Origin of the sequence: Streptomyces sp. ISL-99 (genome assembly GCF_018614005.1) — a bacterium.
Taxonomy (GTDB): domain Bacteria; phylum Actinomycetota; class Actinomycetes; order Streptomycetales; family Streptomycetaceae; genus Streptomyces; species Streptomyces flavidovirens.
The window spans coordinates 38,156-59,074 of the sequence record NZ_JAGGPC010000029.1 but is presented as its reverse complement, the minus strand read 5'-3'; the positions used below and the strand labels follow the sequence as shown (position 1 = coordinate 59,074).

Annotated in this window: 19 protein-coding genes; 4 read left to right on the top strand and 15 right to left on the bottom strand. The window is 72.2% G+C overall.

Features of this window, described 5'->3' with window-relative positions; translation table 11 throughout:
* The first annotated feature begins 167 nt into the window (after positions 1 to 167).
* Complete coding sequence (locus J7E91_RS17855) at positions 168 to 1,028, top strand: 3-hydroxybutyryl-CoA dehydrogenase (protein WP_214905471.1); 861 nt, start codon at positions 168 to 170, stop codon at positions 1,026 to 1,028.
* A gap of 147 nt (positions 1,029 to 1,175) precedes the next feature.
* On the top strand, positions 1,176 to 1,433 hold the full coding sequence (locus J7E91_RS17850; RefSeq protein ID WP_214905468.1) for a hypothetical protein: 258 nt from the start codon (positions 1,176 to 1,178) through the stop codon (positions 1,431 to 1,433).
* Here the strand turns inward: J7E91_RS17850 and J7E91_RS17845 are convergent.
* The 10 genes from J7E91_RS17845 to infC form a co-directional block, all read right to left on the bottom strand.
* Positions 1,430 to 1,960: an NUDIX hydrolase gene (locus J7E91_RS17845; RefSeq protein ID WP_214905465.1), complete on the bottom strand. Its 531-nt coding sequence runs from the start codon at positions 1,958 to 1,960 to the stop codon at positions 1,430 to 1,432. The genes J7E91_RS17850 and J7E91_RS17845 overlap by 4 nt on opposite strands.
* Before the next feature lie 51 nt (positions 1,961 to 2,011).
* A complete protein-coding gene (locus J7E91_RS17840; RefSeq protein WP_214905462.1) occupies positions 2,012 to 3,352 on the bottom strand; it encodes a lipopolysaccharide assembly protein LapB in 1,341 nt (446 codons plus the stop codon).
* A gap of 271 nt (positions 3,353 to 3,623) precedes the next feature.
* Positions 3,624 to 4,661, bottom strand: a complete 1,038-nt coding sequence (locus J7E91_RS17835) for a PP2C family protein-serine/threonine phosphatase (protein WP_308376729.1) — start codon at positions 4,659 to 4,661, stop codon at positions 3,624 to 3,626.
* A gap of 262 nt (positions 4,662 to 4,923) precedes the next feature.
* On the bottom strand, positions 4,924 to 7,452 hold the full coding sequence (gene pheT, locus J7E91_RS17830) for a phenylalanine--tRNA ligase subunit beta (RefSeq protein WP_214905457.1): 2,529 nt from the start codon (positions 7,450 to 7,452) through the stop codon (positions 4,924 to 4,926).
* On the bottom strand, positions 7,452 to 8,579 hold the full coding sequence (pheS, locus tag J7E91_RS17825) for a phenylalanine--tRNA ligase subunit alpha (protein ID WP_214905455.1): 1,128 nt from the start codon (positions 8,577 to 8,579) through the stop codon (positions 7,452 to 7,454). Before pheS ends, pheT begins: the two co-directional genes overlap by 1 nt.
* 144 nt (positions 8,580 to 8,723) lie before the next feature.
* Positions 8,724 to 9,854: an ATP-binding protein gene (locus J7E91_RS17820; protein ID WP_214905452.1), complete on the bottom strand. Its 1,131-nt coding sequence runs from the start codon at positions 9,852 to 9,854 to the stop codon at positions 8,724 to 8,726.
* Between the two features lie 94 nt (positions 9,855 to 9,948).
* Entirely contained in the window at positions 9,949 to 10,803 is an 855-nt protein-coding gene (locus tag J7E91_RS17815; protein ID WP_214905450.1) for an RNA methyltransferase, read from the bottom strand.
* Positions 10,804 to 10,944: 141 nt separating this feature from the next.
* Positions 10,945 to 11,331 (bottom strand): 50S ribosomal protein L20, encoded by a 387-nt coding sequence (gene rplT / locus J7E91_RS17810; RefSeq protein ID WP_028815427.1) that lies wholly within the window; start codon positions 11,329 to 11,331, stop codon positions 10,945 to 10,947.
* 104 nt (positions 11,332 to 11,435) lie between these two features.
* Positions 11,436 to 11,630: a 50S ribosomal protein L35 gene (rpmI, locus tag J7E91_RS17805; protein WP_028815428.1), complete on the bottom strand. Its 195-nt coding sequence runs from the start codon at positions 11,628 to 11,630 to the stop codon at positions 11,436 to 11,438.
* A gap of 123 nt (positions 11,631 to 11,753) precedes the next feature.
* Complete coding sequence (gene infC, locus J7E91_RS17800) at positions 11,754 to 12,419, bottom strand: translation initiation factor IF-3 (protein ID WP_244283350.1); 666 nt, start codon at positions 12,417 to 12,419, stop codon at positions 11,754 to 11,756.
* A gap of 376 nt (positions 12,420 to 12,795) precedes the next feature.
* Between infC and J7E91_RS17795 the strand changes: the two genes are divergently transcribed.
* Entirely contained in the window at positions 12,796 to 13,158 is a 363-nt protein-coding gene (locus J7E91_RS17795; protein WP_028815430.1) for a DUF1844 domain-containing protein, read from the top strand.
* Between the two features lie 35 nt (positions 13,159 to 13,193).
* Here the strand turns inward: J7E91_RS17795 and J7E91_RS17790 are convergent, their stop codons facing one another.
* The 3 genes from J7E91_RS17790 to J7E91_RS17780 all read right to left on the bottom strand — a co-directional run bounded on the left by J7E91_RS17790 (position 13,194) and on the right by J7E91_RS17780 (position 16,488).
* Positions 13,194 to 13,925, bottom strand: a complete 732-nt coding sequence (locus tag J7E91_RS17790) for an SseB family protein (RefSeq protein ID WP_214905447.1) — start codon at positions 13,923 to 13,925, stop codon at positions 13,194 to 13,196.
* Positions 13,926 to 14,044: 119 nt separating this feature from the next.
* Positions 14,045 to 15,262, bottom strand: a complete 1,218-nt coding sequence (gene mycP / locus J7E91_RS17785; protein WP_214905444.1) for a type VII secretion-associated serine protease mycosin — start codon at positions 15,260 to 15,262, stop codon at positions 14,045 to 14,047.
* Positions 15,259 to 16,488: a hypothetical protein gene (locus J7E91_RS17780; RefSeq protein WP_251015838.1), complete on the bottom strand. Its 1,230-nt coding sequence runs from the start codon at positions 16,486 to 16,488 to the stop codon at positions 15,259 to 15,261. The genes mycP and J7E91_RS17780 overlap by 4 nt, the downstream gene beginning before the upstream one ends.
* 985 nt (positions 16,489 to 17,473) lie before the next feature.
* On the opposite strand from J7E91_RS17780, the gene J7E91_RS17775 reads away from it, so the two are divergent.
* Positions 17,474 to 18,676, top strand: coding sequence for an amino acid deaminase/aldolase (locus J7E91_RS17775; protein WP_214905441.1), 1,203 nt, complete (start codon positions 17,474 to 17,476; stop codon positions 18,674 to 18,676).
* Positions 18,677 to 18,726: 50 nt separating this feature from the next.
* On the opposite strand, the gene J7E91_RS17770 is transcribed toward J7E91_RS17775, so the two are convergent.
* Positions 18,727 to 19,533, bottom strand: a complete 807-nt coding sequence (locus J7E91_RS17770) for a 3-oxoacyl-ACP reductase (protein ID WP_214905438.1) — start codon at positions 19,531 to 19,533, stop codon at positions 18,727 to 18,729.
* Positions 19,534 to 19,537: 4 nt separating this feature from the next.
* The gene (locus J7E91_RS17765; RefSeq protein WP_374224734.1) at positions 19,538 to 20,914 is read right to left on the bottom strand and encodes an aldehyde dehydrogenase; all 1,377 of its coding nucleotides are present in this window, start codon (positions 20,912 to 20,914) and stop codon (positions 19,538 to 19,540) included.
* Positions 20,915 to 20,919 lie beyond the last annotated feature (5 nt).

The window sequence follows — 20,919 nt, the reverse complement described above, 5'->3', positions numbered from 1 at the left end:
CGCCCCTTACTGGGTGTATACGTCCCGTCGTATCCGCAGAGCATGCCCGCCCCGCCCCCTCACGCACACGTAGGTCCGGAGTAACGTCGGGGCCGAGGCGGGCACCGGTCACGAGCCGGGGGCCTGCCGAACTGTTGATCAGCGAAAGGCACGATGTGACGGACTCCATGGCGGATGTGCAGCGCGTCGGAGTAGTGGGCTGCGGCCAGATGGGCGCGGGCATTGCCGAGGTGTGTGCCCGCAGCGGCCTCGAGGTGAAGGTCGCCGAGACCACGGGCGAGGCCCTGGAGATCGGCCGCACCCGGCTCTACAACTCCCTCTCGAAGGCCGCCGAGCGCGGCAAGATCACCGAGGAGGAGCGCGACGAGACGCTCGCCCGCCTCAGCTTCACGACCGACCTCGGCGAGTTCGCGGACCGCGACCTCGTCATCGAGGCCGTCGTCGAGAACGAATCGATCAAGACGGAGATCTTCCAGGTCCTCGACCAGGTCGTGACCCGCCCGGACGCGATTCTCGCCTCCAACACCTCCTCGATCCCCCTGGTGAGGCTGGCCGTCGCGACCTCCCGCCCGGACCAGGTCATCGGCATCCACTTCTTCAACCCGGCCCCGGTGCAGAAGCTCGTCGAGCTGATCCCGGCGCTGACCACTTCCGAGGAGACCATCAAGCGCGCCGAGGGCGTGGTGCAGAACGTGCTCGGCAAGCACGCGATCCGCGCCCAGGACCGCTCGGGCTTCGTCGTCAACGCGCTCCTCATCCCGTACCTCCTCTCGGCGATCCGGATGTTCGAGTCCGGCATCGCGAGCCGCGAGGACATCGACAACGGCATGGAGCTGGGCTGCGCCCACCCGATGGGCCCGCTCAAGCTCGCGGACCTCATCGGCCTGGACACGGTCGCCTCGGTCGCCGACTCGATGTACGCCGAGTTCAAGGAGCCGCTGTACGCCGCTCCCCCGCTGCTCCAGCGGATGGTGGACGCGGGCAGGCTGGGACGCAAGACGGGATCCGGTTTCTACCCGTACTCCTGAGTCCTTCCGAGCCGCGATTCGCACGGAGTGTGCGGGGCGTACACGCATATGCCCCGCACACACGCTCCCGCCATGGCCACAGGGCGAGTTGGCTCTGTGGCACATGCACGAGGCCGTCGGACGGCCCTGTTGAAAAAGGAGCGGACCGTGAGTATCGACACCGATCAGACCGTGGTCGTCGAGGAGTACGCCGAGTTACGTCGCTGCCTCGACGTGGGGCTCACCAGGATCGACGGACATCTGGCGCTGCTGGCCCACCGGGACGACCAGGCCGACAGCGATCTGGCCGGCCTGGCCGCGCGGGTGACGGCCCTGGAGCACAACCGCTGGCCGCTGCCGGCCATCTCGGCACTCACCGCGGCCGGAGCGCTCGCGGTGACCGTCTGGCAGGCCGTCGGCCGCTAACCGAGCCGCAGGTGGTGGAGCATCAGCAGCCCGGCCGCCATGTTGGCGGCCGGGACTTCACCGCGGGCCACCATGTCGGGTACCAGTTTGAGCGGGACCCACTCGCGCCGTGAGGACTCGAAGTCGTCCTCGGGATGGCCGGTGTACGTCGCCTCCTCCGCCCAGTAGAGGTGGTGCCGGGCGTCGGTGAGTCCGTTGGACGGCTCGACGGTGAGGAGGTGGCGCAGCGGCCCGGGCCGCCAGCCGGTCTCCTCCTCCATCTCGCGGGCCGCGGCCGTCTCGACGTCCTCGCCGTCCTCGACCACACCCGCGGCGAGCTCCCAGCCCCAGCTGTTGGTGATGAAGCGGTGCCTCCAGAGCATCAGCACCTCGTTGGCCTCGTTGACCACCGTCGCCACGGCCACCGGGCGCAGCCGTATGACGAAGTGGTCGAGGTGCCGGCCGTCGGGGAGTTCGACGTCCGCGAGGTTGATCCGGAACCAACGGTTCTTGTACACAGTCTGTTCGCTTAAGTTCGTCCACTGCACTGTTTTGCCACCTTCCGACAAGTAGATGGCAACATCGCAGCAGGAGGACGGTCAGAGCGGAACGCGCAAAGCCCCGTCGATCAGTTCGGCCGCCTCTTCGGCGCCGGCGCACCCGCTTCCCACCAGGTGCTCGCGGACCGCCCGCAGGCGGTCGCGCATCCGCTGCGACTCCATCCCCTGGGCGCGCTGCGCCATCTCCGTGGCGATCTCCACCGCCCGGTCGGCCTTGCCCTGCCGCAGCTCGATGTGGGTGAGCATGGCGAGCCGGTGCACGCGGCCCCTGTCGTGCGCGGGTGAGCCGACCGCCGCGTCCGCGTGCTCACGCGCGGCGGGCAGATCCCCGAGGCTCAGAAGAGCCTCGGCCACTTGTACGTTCACCAGTCCCGGCTGTACGTACCCCGTCTCGTCCGGCTCGCTGCCCGGTCTGATGGAATCCGCCTCGGATTCAGCACGCCGGATGCAGGACAACGCTCCCTTGCTGTCGCCGAGATGGGCGTACGCCTTCGCCTGCATCGCGTGCAGATCGGCGGCCAGCGCCGGGGTGATCTGCGAACCCGCCGTGCGCAGGGCCGCCTCCGCGAAGGCCACCGCCTGCCGGTATTCGGCCATGAACAGTGACTGGTTGACCAGCAGCGCGATGATGTACGCGCCGAGCCCACGGTCCCCGCTGGCCTTCGCGAGCCGCAGGGCCTGGTGGAAGTACCGCTGGGCGAGCCCCTGGGCGTCCGAGTCGTACGCGCAGATGCCCGCCACCGCCACCAGGCCGCCCGTGGCACGGTGCAGGTGGCGGCCCATGGCGTTGGAGTAACTGCCGCGCAGCAGAGGGGCGGTCTCGGCGTTGAGGAAGCCGACGACCCGCGCCCGGGTAGCGACGCCGCCCGCCTTCCGGTACATCAGCTCGTAGTGCGCCCTGGCGGCGCGCAGCATCTGTATGTCGGCGACGCTGACGCGCGTCTGTCCCTTGCGCGAGACGTCCGCGTCCTCCGGCGGGTTCTCCCACTCCCACACGGGCATCACCGCCGGCGTCCCGGTCACCGCCGGGGCGCCGAGGATGTGCGGCCGCTGCTGCTCGTCGGAGCGCCACAACGCGGTGGCCCGTTCCACGAAGCCCGTCAGCGGGGAGCCGTGCGGCATGGCCGCCTCGCCCGGCTGGCCGAACCCGATGTCGTCCAGCGTTATGGGCCGGTGCAGCCGGGCCGCGAGCACTTCGCAGATCAGGTCGGGCACCTGGCCGCGCGGCCGCTGGCCCTTCAGCCACCGTGCGACGGCGGTGTGTTCGTACCTCAGCGCCAGACCTCTCGCGCTGCCCGCCTGGTTCACACGGGCGGCGAGGCCGGCGTGGGAGATGCCCGCCTCGTCGAGCAGGGCGTCGAGCAGGGTATTCGGCTGCATGGCCTCTCCGGTGGCTCGGTGGAATCAGCGTAGTGGAGGTTGTTTCACACGGGGTGTGAACCGAGTGCCCGCGTTCGTGCCCCGCGTGCTCTCCCGCACCACACCCCGGGTCCGATTGACTTCACTTCGCCTCTCAAAGAGGTGGCCGGGCCGCCGGCTCCCCCTCGTACAGTGCGGCGGCCCGTTCCCGCACCGTCCGCCCTGCCGGTCTGCCCGACACTCCGCGGCAGGGCGGACGGAGCCCGTCCAGCGGTTCCGGAGCGACGGCCGGTCACCGATTGGAGGATTCCGCGCACGAGCGGCGCAGCCCCTGATCCCCGGGCTGCGCCGGCACGCACCTGCGGTCGTTGCGCAGGACGAGCAGGGCGACGTCGTCGGTGAGCCGCCCGCCCGTGTGCCGCAGCAGCTCCGTGTGAACGCGCTGCACCACCACGGCCGGTGAGACCGGCGAGCCCAGCGCCGCGGCCTCGGTGAGGGCACGTCGCAGGCAGAAGAACTCCCCGGCGGCGTTCCTGGCGTCCTCCGCCCCGTCGGTGTGCAGGACGAGGGTCTCGCCGGGAAGCAGGCGCATACACCGGCGGGCGGACAGGCCGTCGGGCAGCGGGAACAGGCCGAGCGGCGGCAGCACGTCCCCGCCCGCGATCGGCTCGGCGGCCCCGCGCAGCCGGTAGGGCCACGGGTGGCCGCAGTTGAGCGCCTGTACCTCCCCGTCCTCATGGATCTCCAGCAGCAGTACGGTGACGAACTCCTCGGCCAGTGGGTTGTCGGGGTCCGCACCGCTCACCGACGGGTGCTCGGACCGCGACCTCTCCCGCAGATGCCGTTGCAGCGCCCGCTCCAGCTTCCGCATGACACCCGCGAGTTCGGCCTCGTCGTGCGCCGCCTCCCGGAAGCTGCCGAGCAGGGCTGCCACCGCTCCGATGGCGGCGAGCCCGTGCCCCCGTACGTCGCCGATGACGACCCGCACCCCGTGCACGGTGGCCACCGCCTCGTACAGATCGCCGCCGACCGTCGCCCCGCGGCTCACGGACAGCTGTCCCGCGGCGAGGGCGAGCCCGTCGAGCCGGGCCGGCAGCGGCCGCAGCAGCACCTGCTGGGCGGCGCGCGCGATCTCGCGGGTACGGCGCAACTCCCGCACGGGGCCCAGCCGTACGCTTGTCAGCAGATACGCGACCAGCGCGAGGAAGGCCGCGCACGTCACGAAGCGGGGCGCCATCCCGTCGTGGGAGTCGAACGGGCAGGCCAGCTCCCAGACCGTCGCGGCGACGAGCCAGACGGCGGGGAGCCCGAAGACAAGGGCACGCCGCACATGAGGAACGCACGCGCGCCGCACGCCCCGCCAGGTTGTTGTACGGATCATCCCGACGGCCCCCTAGGCCCTGGCCCTGTACGACGCTGCCTGTACGACGCTGCCTGTACGACGCTGGCCCTCGTCGGCCGGAATGATTGTGTCGACGGTACGTACCTGTTTGCCTACCTCATCCCCACTTCTCACCCGAATGAGTGAGGGGCGCACCCGTGACTCCGGACACGCCCCTCAGCACTACCGCTTCACTGCTGCTTCAACAGTGCTACGCCCCGCGCAGCACCGCGCCCGTGCGCTCGCCGGCGAGCGCGACGGCGGCGTCGCGGGCGGCCGAGGCCTCCTCGACGGTCAGCGTGCGGTCGGCGGCGCGGAAGCGCAGCGCGTACGCGAGCGACTTCTTGCCCTCGCCGAGCTGCTCACCCGTGAACACGTCGAACAGCCGGAGCGATTCGAGGAGTTCACCGGCGCCTTCGCGCAGCGCCGCCTCGACGTCCACCGAAGCGACATCGGCGGAGACGACGAGCGCGACGTCCTGGGTCGCCACCGGGAAGGTGGAGATCCGCGGCGCCTGGAGGGCTCCCGTACCGGCCTGCTCCAGCAGGTCGGTCTCGATCTCCATGGCGCAGGTGCGCTCCGGCAGGTGGAGCGCCTTGATGACGCGCGGGTGCAGCTCACCGGCGTGCCCGACGAGGGTCTCCTCGCCGTTCACCGTGACGTACAGCGCGGCGCAGCGGCCCGGGTGCCACGGCGCGTGCTGGTCGCCCCGGACGATCAGCTCGGCACCGGCCTCGCGGGCGAGCGTACGAGCGGCCTCGACGGCGTCCGCCCAGTTGCCCGGGCGGCCCTTGCCCCACCAGCCGGCCTGCTCGCGGGCGCCCGCGAGGACGACGGCGGCGCGGTGCGGCTGACGCGGCAGCGTGGAGTTGAGAGCGGCGATCTCCTCGTCGGTCGGCCGGCGGTCGACGGGCAGCCGCGCGGCCTTGTGCTCGTCACCCGTCGGCCTGAAGACGAGGCCGGTCTCGAAGAGCGCCAGGTCGTGCGAGCCACGGCCGTCGTTGCGGCGCAGCGCGCCGAGGAGGCCGGGCAGCAGCGTGGTGCGCAGCGCCGGCTCCTCGTCGGAGAGCGGGTTGACCAGCTTGACCGTACGGCGGCGGGCGTCGTCGGCGTCCAGGCCGAGCTGGTCGAGCACGGCGTCGCCGATGAACGGGTAGTTCAGCGCCTCGACGTAACCGGCGCCCGCCAGCGCCCGGCCGATGCGGCGGTGCAGCCGCTGCCGATCGGTGAGCCCGCGGCCCGAGGGCGGCGTCGGCAGGGTCGACGGGAGGTTCTCGTACCCCTCCAGCCGGATGACCTCTTCGGCCAGGTCGTTCGGGAAGGCCAGGTCGGGGCGCCAGGACGGCACGGTCACGACCAGCTCGTCCTGCCCGTACACGTCGCAGCCGACCTCCTGGAGGCGGCGTACGACGGTCTCCCGGCCGTACTCGACACCCGCGACGCGGTCGGGGTGGTCGGCGGGCATGGAGATCGTGCGGGGCGCGGAGGGCGCGATGACCTCCGTGACACCCGCCTCGGCGGTGCCGCCCGCGAGCAGCACCAGCAGGTCGACGGTCCGCTGGGCCGCCGCGGAGGTGGCCTGCGGGTCGGTGCCGCGCTCGAAGCGCTTGGACGCCTCGGACGCGAGCTTGTGGCGGCGCGCCGTACGGGCGATGGACAGCGCGTCGAAGTGCGCCGCCTCGATGACGACCTCGGTGGTGCCGCTGACGGCCCCGGTCTCCGGGTCGGTCACGGAGTCCGCGATCTCGGTGTTGGCGCCGCCCATGACACCCGCGAGGCCGATCGGGCCGCGGTTGTCGGTGATCACCAGGTCCTGGGCGTCGAGGACACGCTTGGTGCCGTCGAGCGTCGTGAACTTCTCACCCGGCTCGGCGCGGCGCACACCGATCGGCCCGTCGATGCGGGACCGGTCGTACGCGTGCAGCGGCTGCCCGAGCTCCAGCATCACGTAGTTGGTGACGTCGACGGCGAGGGAGACGGGCCGCATCCCGGCCTTCTGCAGCCGGCGCCGCAGCCAGATCGGGGAGCGCGCCTCGGGCTCCAGGCCGACGACCGTACGGGCGGTGAAGCGGTCGCAGCCCTGCGGGTCGGCGATCTTCACGAGGTAGCCGTACGAGTTGGGCGCGGGTACGTCCAGCAGCGCCGGGTCGCGCAGCGGCAGCCCGTACGCGATGGCGACCTCGCGGGCCACGCCGCGCATCGACAGGCAGTAGCCGCGGTCGGGCGTGACGGCGATGTCGAGGACCTCGTCGACGAGTTCGAGCAGCTCGATGGCGTCGGTGCCGACCTCGTACTCGGGCGGCAGCACGATGATGCCGTTGCTGCCGTCGTCGCCCATGCCCAGCTCGTCGCCGGAGCAGATCATGCCGTGCGAGGTCTTGCCGTACGTCTGGCGCGCGGCGATCGCGAAGTCGCCGGGCAGGACCGCGCCGGGCAGGACCACGACGACCTTGTCGCCGACGGCGAAGTTACAGGCGCCGCAGACGATCTCCTGCGGCTCGCCGGTGCCGTTGGCCATGCCGACGTCGACGGTGCAGAAGCGGATGGGCTTCTTGAACTCCGTCAGCTCCTCGATGGTGAGGACCTTGCCGACGACCAGGGGCCCCTTGAGGCCGGCGCCGAGCTGCTCGACCGTCTCGACCTCCAGGCCGGCGGACACGAGCTTGGCCTGCACGTCACGGCCGGTCTCGGTGGCGGGGAGATCGACGTACTCCCGCAGCCAGGAAAGCGGGACCCGCATCAGATCTCCATCCCGAAGGGCCGAGTGAACCGGACGTCACCCTCGACCATGTCTCGCATGTCTTCTACGTTGTGGCGGAACATGAGCATCCGCTCGATGCCGAACCCGAAGGCGAACCCGCTGTACTTCGCGGGGTCGACGCCGCAGGCGGTGAGCACCTTGGGGTTGACCATGCCGCAGCCGCCGAGCTCGATCCAGCCCTCGCTGCCGCAGGTGCGGCAGGGACGGTCCGGGTTGCCGACGGACTCGCCGCGGCAGACGTAGCAGACCATGTCCATCTCGGCGGACGGCTCGGTGAACGGGAAGTAGTTCGGGCGCAGCCGGGTCTTCATGCCCTCGCCGAAGAGCGCCTGGACCATGTGGTCCAGGGTGCCCTTGAGATCGGCCATGGTGAGGCCCTCGTCGACGGCGAGCAGCTCGATCTGGTGGAAGACCGGGGTGTGCGTGGCGTCGAGCTCATCCGTGCGGTATACGCGGCCGGGGCACACGACGTACACGGGCGGCTCACGGTCGAGCAGCGCGCGGGCCTGGACCGGGGAGGTGTGCGTGCGCAGCACGACACCGGAGTCATCCGTCTTCGCGCCATCTGCGCCCTGCACGAAGAAGGTGTCCTGCATCTGGCGCGCCGGGTGGTCCGGCACGAAGTTGAGGGCGTCGAAGTTGAACCACTCCGCCTCGACCTCGGGCCCCTCGGCGACCTCGTAACCCATGGCGACGAAGACGTCGGCGACGCGCTCCATCAGCGTGGTCAGCGGGTGCCGGGCGCCGGCCGGAACGCGGTCGTACGGCAGTGTGACGTCCACCGCCTCCTCGACCAGCACGCGCTCGTCACGCTCCGCCTCCAGGGCGGCGAGACGGGCGGCGAGGGCCTTGTTCACGGCGCCGCGGGCCATGCCCACGCGCTTGCCGGCCTCGGCCTTGGCGGCCGGCGGCAGGGCTCCGATCTCACGGTTGGCGAGCGAGAGCGGTGAGGTGGGGCCGGTGTGCGCGGTCTTCGCGTGGGTGAGCGCGTCGAGATCCGCCGCGGCGTCGAAGGCGGCGAGCGCCTCGTCCCGCATGCGCTCGATCTCTTCCGGTTTCAGCGCCTCGACCTCAACAGGGTCGTACGACTTATTGGGTGCGGACATCTCTTCCCGTACTTCCGATTGGCTGGTACTGCCTTTGCCGGGGACACCCCCGGACCCCCGTGGCCCCCGCTCGACGACTGAGGACGCAAAGGTGCCAAAGGTCGAGTCTAAAGGCCGCGAGGGGTGAAGAAGCCCGTGGGCTGCTCAGGCGAGATAGGCCGGAGCGCCGACGGGCAGAATAAATCGGAACTGGGCGCCGCCGCCGGGCCCGCGGCCGACGGTGATCGAGCCGCCGTGCGCCTCGACGATGCCCTTGACGATGTACAGACCGAGGCCGGTACCGCCGCGCTTGCTGCCCCGCCAGAACCGGGTGAAGACGCGCCCCATCGACTCCTCGGGAATGCCGGTGCCTTCGTCGCTCACGGTGACGGCTGTTCCCTTCGCTGAATCGTCGGCGGTCTTGATCGGGGCTGCGCTCACCTCGATGGTGACCGTTCCTTCCCCGTGCCGCACCGCATTTTCCAGCAGGTTGCCGAGCACCTGGTCGATCTTGTCCGGGTCTGCCCAGCAATCAGGCAGCGGCTGCTGGATACGGACCAGGAAGCGGTCCGGGGGCTGACCGTTCGAGATGTGCGCCTGGACGTGCCGGCCGACGGCCGTCGGAAGGTCCACGGGCTGCCTGCGCACTTCCAGCCGCCCGGAGTCGATCCGGGAGATGTCGAGCAGCTCGGCGATCAGCCGGGTGATGCGGCTCGCGTCGGCGTCGACGGTCTCCAGCATCAGCTTCTTCTGGTCGTCGGTGAAACGCTCCCATTTGGCGAGCAGCGTCGCGGTGAACCCCTTGACCGAGGTCAGCGGGGAGCGCAGCTCGTGGGCGACGGTGGCTATCAGCTCGGCGTGGCTGCGCTCGGTGCGGCGCCTGGCCTCGGTGCCGCGGATCGAGACGACGACCCGCCGCACGGGGCCGGTCGGCTCGTGGCGTACGTACCGGGCCGAGACCAGCACCTCGCGGCCGCCGGGCAGCAGCAGGTTGCGTTCGGGCTGTCCGGCCCGGATGGCGAGTCCGCCGTACGGGTCGGTGAGGTTCCACCAGCGCCGGCCTTCGAGGTCTTCGAGGGGCAGCGCGGTCTCCAGGGGCCTGCCGAGGGCGGCTTCCCTGGGGATGGCGGTGATCCGCGCCGCTGCGGCGTTGAAGCAGACGACACGGCCGCTCTCGTCGGCGACAACGAGGCCGTCGGGGAGGTCGTCGGGATCGATCCCGTGACCGCCGTCCTGCGCGTACGGACGCGGTAACGCGTCGCCCGCCTTCGACAGACCGCTCGTGCCGACAGCCATCCCCGTATCCCACCTCTTCCGAAGAGCAAGGGGGTACCTCCCTGCTCGAGCGGAGCCGAGAGCTTGGGGGAGGGCCCCCGAGCCCGCCACACTACTAGCTCGGGGTAACGCTGCGGCACCCTCCGGAAGCACGCTGCGCACGAGCGGAGGCATAGAGGCACACGGCGGCGGCTGTGGCGAGGTTGAGGCTTTCGGCCCTGCCGTGGATCGGAACGCGCACCACGGCGTCCGCGAGTGCGCGGGTCTCCTCCGGCAGGCCCCAGGCCTCGTTGCCGAAGACCCAGGCGGAGGGCCCGCCCATGGTACCCGCGTCGAGCTCGTCGTCGAGGTCGTCGTCGCCCGCTCCGTCGGCCGCCAGGATGCGTACGCCCGCGCTCTTCAGCCCGCTGACGGCCTGCTCGACGGGGACGCCGACGGCGACCGGCAGGTGGAAGAGCGAGCCGACCGACGCGCGTACGGACTTGGGGTTGTAGAGGTCGACGGACGCGTCGGTGAGGACGACGGCGTCGGCGCCGGCGGCGTCCGCGCAGCGCAGCACCGTACCGGCGTTCCCGGGGTCGCGGACGTGCGCGAGGACGGCGACGAGCCGGGGCTTCGCCGCGAGGATGTCCTCGAAGGGCGAGTCCAGGAAGCGGCAGACGCCGACGATGCCCTGCGGGGTGACGGTCTGCGAGACCTCGGCCAGCACCTCGTCGGGTGCCAGGTGCACGCGGGCGCCGGCGGCGTGGGCGGCGTCGACGATGCCGGCGTACCGCTCGGCTGCCTCGACGGTGGCGAAGAGCTCGATCAGGGTCGGTTCGCCGTCGCTGCGGTGCTCGACCGCCTCGCGCACGGCCTGCGGCCCCTCGGCGATGAACCGGCGCTCCTTGCCGCGGAAGCTCCGCTTGGCCAGCCGCTTGGCGGCGGCCACGCGCGGGGATCGCGGGGAGATCAGCTCGGGGGTGCCCATGGTCGGCGGCTCACTTCTCTGCGTATCTCTGCGGACGAAAGGGGTCGTTCTCGTCGTGCTCACGTCGGCTCACAACGCACTGGACCCGCAGGCGGCGAACGCCTGCGGGTCCAGTGGACGAAGAGGTGCTGCCTGAGGGAATCAGGCGGCGGTCTTCGGGGCGTTGACGTCGCTCGGGAGCGCCTTCTGGGCGACCTCGACGAGCGCGGCGAACGCGTTGGCGTCGTTGACCGCGAGCTCGGCCAGGATCTTGCGGTCCACCTCGATGTTGGCGGCCTTCAGACCCTGGATGAGGCGGTTGTACGTCATGCCGTTCTGGCGGGCAGCGGCGTTGATGCGCTGGATCCACAGCTGACGGAAGTCGCCCTTGCGCTTCTTGCGGTCGTTGTAGTTGTAGACCAGGGAGTGGGTGACCTGCTCCTTGGCCTTGCGGTACAGGCGCGAGCGCTGACCGCGGTAGCCCTTGGCCGCCTCGAGGATTGCCCGGCGCTTCTTGTGGGCGTTGACTGCCCGCTTGACGCGTGCCACTTGTTAACTCCTTGTAGCGGGGCCGCGGTGGAACTCACACGGCCCGGAAACGAATTGGTCTCGGTCGTTCCGACGGGGGGCTCCGGTCACCCGGAGCCACGACGTCACTTGCCGAGAAGCTTCTTGATCTTCGGGGCGTCCGCCGGGGACACCACGACAGCGCCGGTCAGCGAGCGGGTCTTCTTGGAGGACTTGTGCTCCAGGAGGTGGCGCTTGCCGGCCTTCTCGCGCATGACCTTGCCGGAGCCGGTGACCTTGAAGCGCTTGCTGGCACCGCTGTGCGTCTTGTTCTTCGGCATAGCGCCGTTCTCTCCTCGTCAGTGGCGCTCCCCCGGTGCGTTCACCGGAGAGCGGGAGCGTCAGTAGTTGGTATGGGGCTTCCTGGCCGAACCCCGGGGCCGCCTGGATGGCAGCCCCGCGGATCACGCTTCGGAAGGGGTCTCGGTCTGTGCCTCGGCCGGAGCCTCGGCGACCTCGTCCGTCGACTCGGCCTGCTCGGCCTCGTCCGCGCCGTGACCCTGGCGTTCGGCCTTGCGGGCCGCCTGGGCCTCGCGCGCCTCGGCCATGGCCTCGGTCTTCTTCTTGTGCGGGCCCAGAACCATGATCATGTTCCGGCCGTCCTGCTTGGGATTCGACTCGATGAAGCCAAGGTCCTCGACGTCCGAAGCCAGACGCTGAAGCAGTCGGAAGCCGAGCTCGGGGCGGGACTGCTCACGACCACGGAACATGATCGTGATCTTGACCTTGTCGCCCTGCTTGAGGAACCTGACGACATGACCCTTCTTGGTGTCATAGTCGTGCGGGTCAATCTTCGGCCGGAGCTTCATTTCCTTGATGACCGTGTGCGCCTGGTTCTTGCGCGCCTCACGGGCCTTCATGGCCGACTCGTACTTGAACTTCCCGTAGTCCATGAGCTTGCACACGGGCGGACGGGCGGTCGCCGCGACCTCGACCAAGTCGAGGTCGTACTCCTGCGCAAGCTCCAGGGCCTTCGCAAGAGGCACAATGCCGACCTGCTCGCCGCTGGGTCCGACGAGTCGCACCTCGGGAACGCGAATCCGGTCGTTAATGCGGGGCTCAGCGCTGATGGATCCTCCTCAGTAGCACCACACGACTGTCTGGCAGACAGCCGCGTAACGTCTGTTTCGTGAGACCAACCTCAGGGAGCCATGAAAAATGCCCCGGACGGGAACACAGGCGGGGCTCCTGGATATACCGGAGCACCACCGCGCATCAACCGCGGGGCGCATCATCGAGCGGTGCTCCATCGTCCGTACGGAACGATGGGGACCGCCTGACCGGTGACCCGCCGTCCGTGAGGACAGCCAGGTGGGAGATCGGAGCCTCCACTTGTGGGCCGGGCACACAGGTGTCCGGCCGGTCGTTACACAAGGTTAGCAGCTCCGGCGGGAAGGGGCGAACCCGTGGGGAGAGCCTCGCTCGCCTGGGCATATCGTGTGCGTCATGAGTGACGCGACCTCCCCCAGTGAATCCCCCGACTTCGACGCCATGACGCGCGACATCGCGGAAGTACCGGCAGTCGAGGTGATCGTGACGGTGGCGGTCAACCTGATGAGCGCCGCCGCCGTGAAGCTCGGCCTCACCGAGGACGGCGACCAGCACAAGGACCTCGACGAGGCCCGCAAGCTGGTGCACGCCCTGGCCGGTCTGCTGGACGCGAGCGCGACCGAGATCAGCTCCTTCCACGCGGCGCCGCTGCGCGACGGGCTGAAGTCGCTGCAGCTGGCGTTCCGCGAGGCGTCGGCGGTGCCGGACGAGGTGGGGCAGGGTCCGGGCGAGAAGTACACGGGCCCGGTCTACGGCTGACCGAGCGGTACCAGTCACCCGTTACCCGTTATCAGTTACCCGCGTACGAACAAGGGCTCGCCCGGAGGCGTGACCCCGGCCGGCAGCAGTGCCAGGTCGAGGCCGCGCACCAGGCGGGCCCTCAGCGTTTCGTCGGCGGCCAGTGCCCCGGCGACGCGGCGGGCCGCCTCGCCCGGTTCGGCGCCGGGGGCCAGGACCAGCGCGAGGGTGCCGTCGGCGGCGCCCGGCCCGAGGTGGGCGCGCAGGACCGCGGGCTCGGCGGCGACAGCGGCCCGTACCGCCTCGGTGACGGCCGGGTCGTCGAGCGGCACCGCGCTGGTGCGCCCCTCGGCGGCGGCGAGCAGCGCGGACCCGGTGAGCTGGTACGGCACAGGACCGGCCAGATCGAGGACCAGCGTGTCGGCCCGCTCGTGGGCGACGGCCTGGAGCGCCTGGTGCAGCGGTACGGCGACGGGGCGCGCCTCGGGATTCCAGCGGGCCAGGGCCTCGGTGGAGGTGAACGCGGGCAGGGCGCGGCGCTCCCCCGCCTGGAGGGTCGGCACGGCCATGTCGCTGGTCTTCTCGCGGCGCAGGCCGTTCTCGTCCGTCTCGACTTCACCGAGTACGGCGACGACGGGGACCAGGAGCCGGGCGCCGGCCAGCGCTTCGAGCACCCGCGGCTCGGCCGCCGGGTCCTCCGCCCAGGCGGCGAGCGCCGCGGTCAGCCGGGGGTCGGCGGTGCCGTCGTCTTGGGAGAAACCGGGGTCCGGGATGTTCTTGAGCGCCACTCCACGAGACTAGCCGCCGGGTCGGGGCGGCTTCCCCACGGGGCCCGCGGGCACCGCCGCTGCCACGGATGTCTCCTGCGTCGGCGCTGTGGGCGGGGATCGCGGTGGTGGAGCGGGTGTCAGTGGAAGTGGCGGGGGGCGGCGGGCCGGCTGGTGCGCCAGAGAGCCACGGAGCCGGCGAGCAGGAGTACGCCGATGCCGCCCACTGCCGGGGCGAGCCAGCCCGCCGGTTCGTCGGCGTCGCGCAGGGGGCCGGGGCCGGCGCCGAAGTACTTCTTGCCGTGCGGGGCCGGGGTGGGGCGCAGGCCCGCCGGGCGGAGCTTGCCGCCCGCCTCGATCGCGGCGGCCGGGTCGACGAAGCCGTAGCCGCGGTCGTCGTCGCGACCGCCCTCGGGTGCGTTGTGGGCGGTGTCCGCGAGGAGCTTCTTGACCTGGGCGGGCGTCAGGTCCGGGTGCGCGGAGCGTACGAGCGCGGCGGCGCCGGAGACGAAGGCGGAGGCGGCGCTCGTGCCCCAGCCCTCGTAGTAGCGGCGGTCGGGGTCGGCGATGATCACGTCGACGCCGGGGGCGCTGACGGTCGCGTACCAGCGGCTGGTGGAGAAGGACGCGTGGGTGCCGGAGCTGTCGACGGCGGCCACCGCGATCACGCCCGGATAGGCGGCGGGGTACGAGATGTGGTCGCCGTCCTCGCCGCTGTTGCCGGCGGAGGCGACCACGACGGCGCCCTTGGCGAGGGCGTACTGGACGGCGGCGTCCTCGGCGGGCTCGGGGTGGGCGGACTTGCTGTCGTCGCCGAGGGAGAGGTTGATGACGTCGGCGCCGTGGTCGGCGGCCCAGCGGATGCCTTGGGCGAGGGCGTTGCCGCGGGTGCTGCGGGCGCGCTTGCGCGCGGGGTCGCCGCCTTCCAGGATGACGCGGACCGGAAGGATCTTCGCCTCCGGCGCGATGCCGACCACGCCGTCGGCGCGGCCGGGGCCGTTGCCGTGGCCCGCGATGATCCCGGCCATGGCGGTGCCGTGGCGGGCCCAGGCGCGGTCGCCCTTCCCCGCGCCGAAGCCTATGAAGTCCTTGCCTGCCAGTACGCGGCCTTCGAGGTCGGGGTGGCTGCCGTCCACGCCGGTGTCGAGGACGGCGACGGTGATGCCCTCGCCCTTGGTCGTACGCCAGGCCTCGTCGGTGTGGAGTGCGTCGAGCGCCCACTGCTGGGCCCGGATGCTGTCGGCGTGAGCGGCGGGCGCGGGCAGCAGGGCGAGCGCGGTGGCGACGAGGGCGGCGGCGAGGGCGCGGGAGCCTGTGCGGCGGGCGGCGCGGGGGGTGGCGGCCCTTTCGTTGTTCATCGGGGAGGCTCCGTGGCCGGGTGTGCGGTCCTGCGGAGGCCGCGTTCGACGCGGTCGGCGATGCCCTTGGCCTCATGGCCCAGGCCCGCCTGCGCGGGGGCGTTCGTCGCGCCGGGGACGGTGGCCCGGCCGGCGGGCTGCGGGTCGGCGACGGTGCGGCCGTCGGCGAAGCCGGAGACGGCGTACACGACGACAGGTACGTCGGTGAGCACGCGCACCGTCCAGCTCGCGCGCTGCCGGTCGCCGAAGCCTGCGGCGACGGTCCCCTCGGCGGAGTAGGTGCGCGGCATGAGGTCGGTGCGGTCGGCGAGGCCCTCGTTGCTGAAGCGGGCGCGCAGGGCCTTCATGGCCGGTGCGTCGGCCTCGGTGAAGAGCATGCCGACCGTGGTGACGCTGCTGGTGGTGGCGTCGGTGTAGGTGGCGCGCACGAGGCGCAGGCAGCCGACCGGTTCGAGCGCCTTGAGCAGCAGCGGGTCGAGGGCTTGCGCGCAGCCACTGTCGGGGGCGACGGCGACGCGCGTCCAGACGCGGTCGGCGCCGCCGGGGCCCGCGCCGTCGCCTTTGATGGTCGGCGGGAAGAGCGTGTCGACGGGGGCGCTGTGCCAGAGGCCGCGTGCCTCGGCGTAGCCGGTGGGAGCGGCGGCCCCGGCGTCGGCGCCGCCGGTGAGCCAGCTCCCCGTAACGGCGCCGCCGACCAGGCCGGCTCCGAGTACGAGGCAGGCCGCGGCGGCCACGACGCGTGCGGGGCGGCGCGTACGGACGGGCCGCAGCCGGGTGGTGGTCTCGGCCGGCGTCTCGGGTACCCCCCAGTGCTGCGGCGCGGCAAAGTGGGCCGGCGGCCGGGGCGCACCGGGCTGCGGTCCCAGGTCGACGGCTCCCACGGGCTGCCGCCGGGTGGCGCGGTGCGCCGGCGTTACGGGCGGAGCCACGGGCGGCGGCGGAACCTGCGCCGGCAGTGGCCCCGGCGAGCCGGGCACGGGCCGCAGCCGCGCGGTGATCTCGGCCGGTACGGCGTCACCCCCGCCCGCAGCCCCGGGGCCGTCCTGCCGGGCCCCCTCACCGGCACGGCGCCCGGCACCCTGCGGGCCACCGGCGGCGGCCGGGCTCCCGGCGTAACCCCGCACGTCACCTGCGGCGCGCACGGTGCCAGACGGCGCGGGCGCGCCGGGGAACAGCCCGGTGGCGGCATCGGGCCCGGCCTGACTGCCCGCAGCGGGCGAAGGCATCGGTCCGGGATGGCGCGGCGTGCCGGCAGCGGGCACGGCGGGCGCCGCGGTGGTCGCGGCCTGGTCCCCGGCAGGCCGGGCGGAACGACCCGCCGCACCAGCCGCAGGCCCACTCCCGGCGCCCAGAGCGGCAGCGGGCGAAGGCATGGGGCCGGGGTGGCGCTGTGCGGCACCGTGCGCGGCCGGGGTGCCCGCGTGCGCGGTGCCAGCAGCCGGCCCACCGGGACTGGCTGCGGCGGGCGAAGGCGCTGAGCCGCGATCACGCGGGACGGCACCCGCGCGCCCGGCGCCGGACAGCGGCGGTGCGTGGTGAGGTGACGCAGCGGCCGGGGGCCGGCTCCTCACAGACGCCTGCCGCTGCACCGGGGTCGCGCTGGCGCCGGACGAGAACTGGGGCGCGGTCTGCGCCTGCGTCGCGGACGGGAACTGGCGCGCGGGCTGCGCCTGCGTCGCGGACGGGAACTGGCGCGCGGGCTGCGCCTGCGTCGCGTCTGCGACGGACGAGGACCGGGGCGCGGGCTGCGCCGGAAGTATGCCGGGGGTGGGTGCGACGTGCGTCGCAGGGGTGGCCGGGGCGGGTGCGGGCCGCGCCGCAGGGGTGGCCGGGACAGGTACGCCGTGCGCCGCAGGGGCGCCCAGGGCGGGTGCGACGTGCGTCGCAGGGGTGGGCTGTGGTGGGTGGGGCGCGGTGGCGCCGGAGGTGGGGCGGGGCGCTGGGGTGGCCGGGGGCGGTGGGGTCTTGGGGTGGGGTGGGAGAGGGGCACGGTGTGCCTCGGTGCTCATCCGCCCCCCTGTTCGTGGTCGCCCGGCCTGTGCCCCGCGATGCCCGATCGCCTTTCGGGGCAGGTCCGTTCGAGTCGTCCTCACCGCTTGAGCGTCACTCTACGGGCTGCGGCGGGTCGGACAGGAACCAGTCCCCGGCCTCGCGGCATCTGACCGGATGATCCCCCTACCCAGCGGTAATCCGCTCTGGCAAGCTCTGGCCATGACACCGCGTGCTGCCGACCGGGCCAGGTACGACCGGGCCACCGCTCACCTCGACGCTCCCGTCGCCGTTGTCGACCTCGAGGCGTTCGACGACAACGCCGCCGACCTGGTCCGCCGGGCGGCCGGGAAACCGATCCGGGTGGCGAGCAAGTCCGTACGCTGCCGGGCGCTCCTTGAGCGCGTGCTGGCGCGGGACGGGTTCGCGGGCGTCATGTCGTTCACGCTGGCGGAGTCCCTGTGGCTCGCGCGCTCCGGGTTCGAGGACGTTCTGCTCGCCTATCCGTCCGCGGACAGGGGCGGGTACGCCGAGCTCGCCGCCGATCCCAAGCTCGCCGCCGCCGTCACCGTGATGGTCGACGACCCGGCGCAGCTGGGACTGATCGACCGGGCCAGGGACGGCGGCCGTGAGGAGATCCGGGTCTGCCTTGAGCTGGATACGTCGTGGCAGCCGCTCGGGGGCCGCGTCCGGATAGGCGCGCTGCGTTCGCCGCTGCGCGAGCCCGCCCAGCTGGCCGAGCTGGCCCGCTCGGTGGCCCGCCGTCCCGGATTCCGCCTGGTCGGCATCATGGCGTACGAGGGTCATGTCGCCGGGGTCGGGGACGCGGTCGTGGGGCGGCCGTTGCGGTCGCGGGCGATCAGGGTGATGCAGAACGCGGCGCGCAAGGAGCTCGCGGTCCGGCGGGCGGCCGTCGTGCGGGCGGTACGGGCCGTCGCGCCGGACCTGGAGTTCGTCAACGGCGGCGGCACGGGCAGTGTCCAGCACACCGCCGCCGAGCGCGCCGTGACCGAGATCGCGGCGGGCTCGGGGCTGTACCTCCCCCGGCTCTTCGACAACTACTCGTCGTTCACGGGACGGCCCGCCGCCCTCTTCGCGCAGCCCGTCGTCCGCCGGCCGGGCGTGGGTGTGGTGACGGTGCTCGGCGGCGGCTATCCCGCCTCGGGGGCTGCCGGCCCCGACCGGTCGCCCGTCCCGTATCTCCCGGAGGGCCTGCGGTACGACCCCCAGGAGGGGGCCGGTGAGGTGCAGACGCCGCTGCTCGGCTCCCCCGCCGACGATCTGCTGATCGGCGACAAGGTGTGGTTCCGGCACGCGAAGGCGGGCGAGATGTGCGAGCGGTTCGACGAACTCCAGCTCATCGAGGGCGATGCGGTTACGGCGACCGTACCGACGTACCGGGGAGAAGGGCGGACCTTCCTGTAGGGCCGGAGGCCGGGCGGGCCCAGGGGTCCGCCCGGCCTCCGGTGCGCGGGTTAGAGCGGGGTCACGTACGCGCCCGCGATTCCTCCGTCGACCAGGAAGTCCGTGGCGTTGATGAACGACGAGTCGTCGCTCGCCAGGAACGCCACCGCCGCCGCGATCTCCTCCGCCTCCGCGAAACGGCCGACGGGGATGTGCACGAGCCGGCGCGCCGCCCGCTCCGGGTCGCTGGCGAACAGCTCCTGGAGGAGGGGGGTGTTGACCGGGCCGGGGCAGAGCGCGTTCACGCGGATGCCCTCGCGGGCGAACTGCACGCCCAGCTCGCGCGACATGGCGAGAACCCCGCCCTTGGACGCGGTGTACGAGATCTGCGAGGTCGCCGCGCCCATGATCGCGACGAACGACGCGGTGTTGATGATGGAACCGCGGCCCTGGCGCTGCATGTAGGGGATGGCGGCCTTGCAGCAGAGGTAGACGGAGGTGAGGTTGACGTCCTGGACGCGCTTCCACGCATCGAGGCCCGTGGTCAGGATCGAGTCGTCGTCGGGGGGCGAGATGCCCGCGTTGTTGAAGGCGATGTCGACCGAGCCGTAGGTGTCGTACGCCGTCTTGAAGAGCGCGTCGACCTGCTCGGCGTCGGTGACGTCGACCCGTACGAACGTCCCGCCCACCTCGTCGGCCGCGGCCTTGCCCGCGATCTCGTCGATGTCGCCGCAGACGACCCGCGCCCCCTCGGAGGCCAGGCGGCGCGCGGTGGCGAGGCCGATGCCGCTGCCGGCGCCGGTGATGACGGCGGTACGTCCGACCAGGCGGCGGCAGACGATGGAGTCGGTCGGGTCGGTCGCGTCAATCGCAGTCATGGTCTCAGGCCTCCGTGCTGATGAAGATGTTCTTGGTTTCGGTGAAAGCGGTGAGTGCGTCGGGGCCCAGTTCGCGGCCGAGTCCGGACTGCTTGTAGCCGCCGAAGGGGGTCGAGTAGCGGACGCTGCTGTGGGAGTTGACGGACAGGTTGCCCGCCCGGACTCCCTGGGAGACGCGCAGGGCCCGGCCCACGTCCCGCGTCCAGATGGAGCCGGACAGGCCGTACTCGGTGGCGTTGGCGAGGCGGACCGCGTCCTGTTCGTCGTCGAAGGGCAGGACGACGGCGACGGGGCCGAAGACCTCTTCCGTCGCGGCGGGCGCGTCCGGGCCGGTGCCTGTGAGGACGGTCGGCGCGAACCAGAAGCCGGGGCCTTCGGGGGCGTTGCCCCGGATGGCCTGCGCGCCCTCGGGGACGTACGAACGTACGCGCTCCAGCTGGGCCCTGGAGATCAGCGGGCCCATCTGCGTCTTGTCGTCCGACGGGTCGCCCACGACCACGGCCTCGATCGCCGGCGCGAGGAGCTCCAGGAAGCGGTCGTACGCCGTGCGCTGGACGAGGATGCGCGTACGGGCGCAGCAGTCCTGGCCGGAGTTGTCCAGGAAGGACATCGGGGTGGCGGCGACGGCGGCCTCGATGTCGGCGTCGGCGAAGACGATGTTGGGGCTCTTGCCGCCGAGTTCCAGGGTGACGCGCTTCACGCGGTCGGCGCACTTGGCCATGATCTGCTTGCCGACGCGGGTGGAGCCCGTAAAGACGATCTTCGCTACGCCGGGGTGCTCGACCAGGGCGTTGCCCGCCACGTCACCGGCTCCCGGAAGGACCTGGAACAGGTTCTCGGGGAGCCCCGCTTCGAGGGCGAGTTCGGCCAGCCGCAGGGCCGTGAGCGGGGTCGTCTCGGCGGGCTTGAGGATGACGGCGTTGCCCGCGGCGAGGGCGGGTGCCGTGCCCCAGGCGGCGATCGGCATGGGGAAGTTCCAGGGCGCGATGACCCCGATGACGCCGAGCGGTTCGAGGAGGGTGATGTCCAGGCCGCCAGCGACGGGGATCTGCCGGCCGCTGAGGCGTTCCACTCCCCCGGCGGCGAAGTCGAGCAGGTCGCGTACGTTGCCCGCTTCCCAGCGGGCGTTGCCGAGGGTGTGGCCGGCCTCGCGGACCTCCAGCCCGGCCAGTTCCTCGATGTGTTCGTCGACCTTGGCCGCGAAGCGGCGCAGCAGTCGGGCGCGGTCGGCGGGGGCGGCGGCCGCCCAGGCGCGCTGCGCCCCGGTGGCCCGTACGACGGCCGCGTCGATGTCGGCGGCGGTGGAGGCCGCGACGGTGGCGATGACCTCTTCGGTGGCCGGGTTGAGGATGCGGTGCTCGGATGACAACTCGGATGACAAGGCGG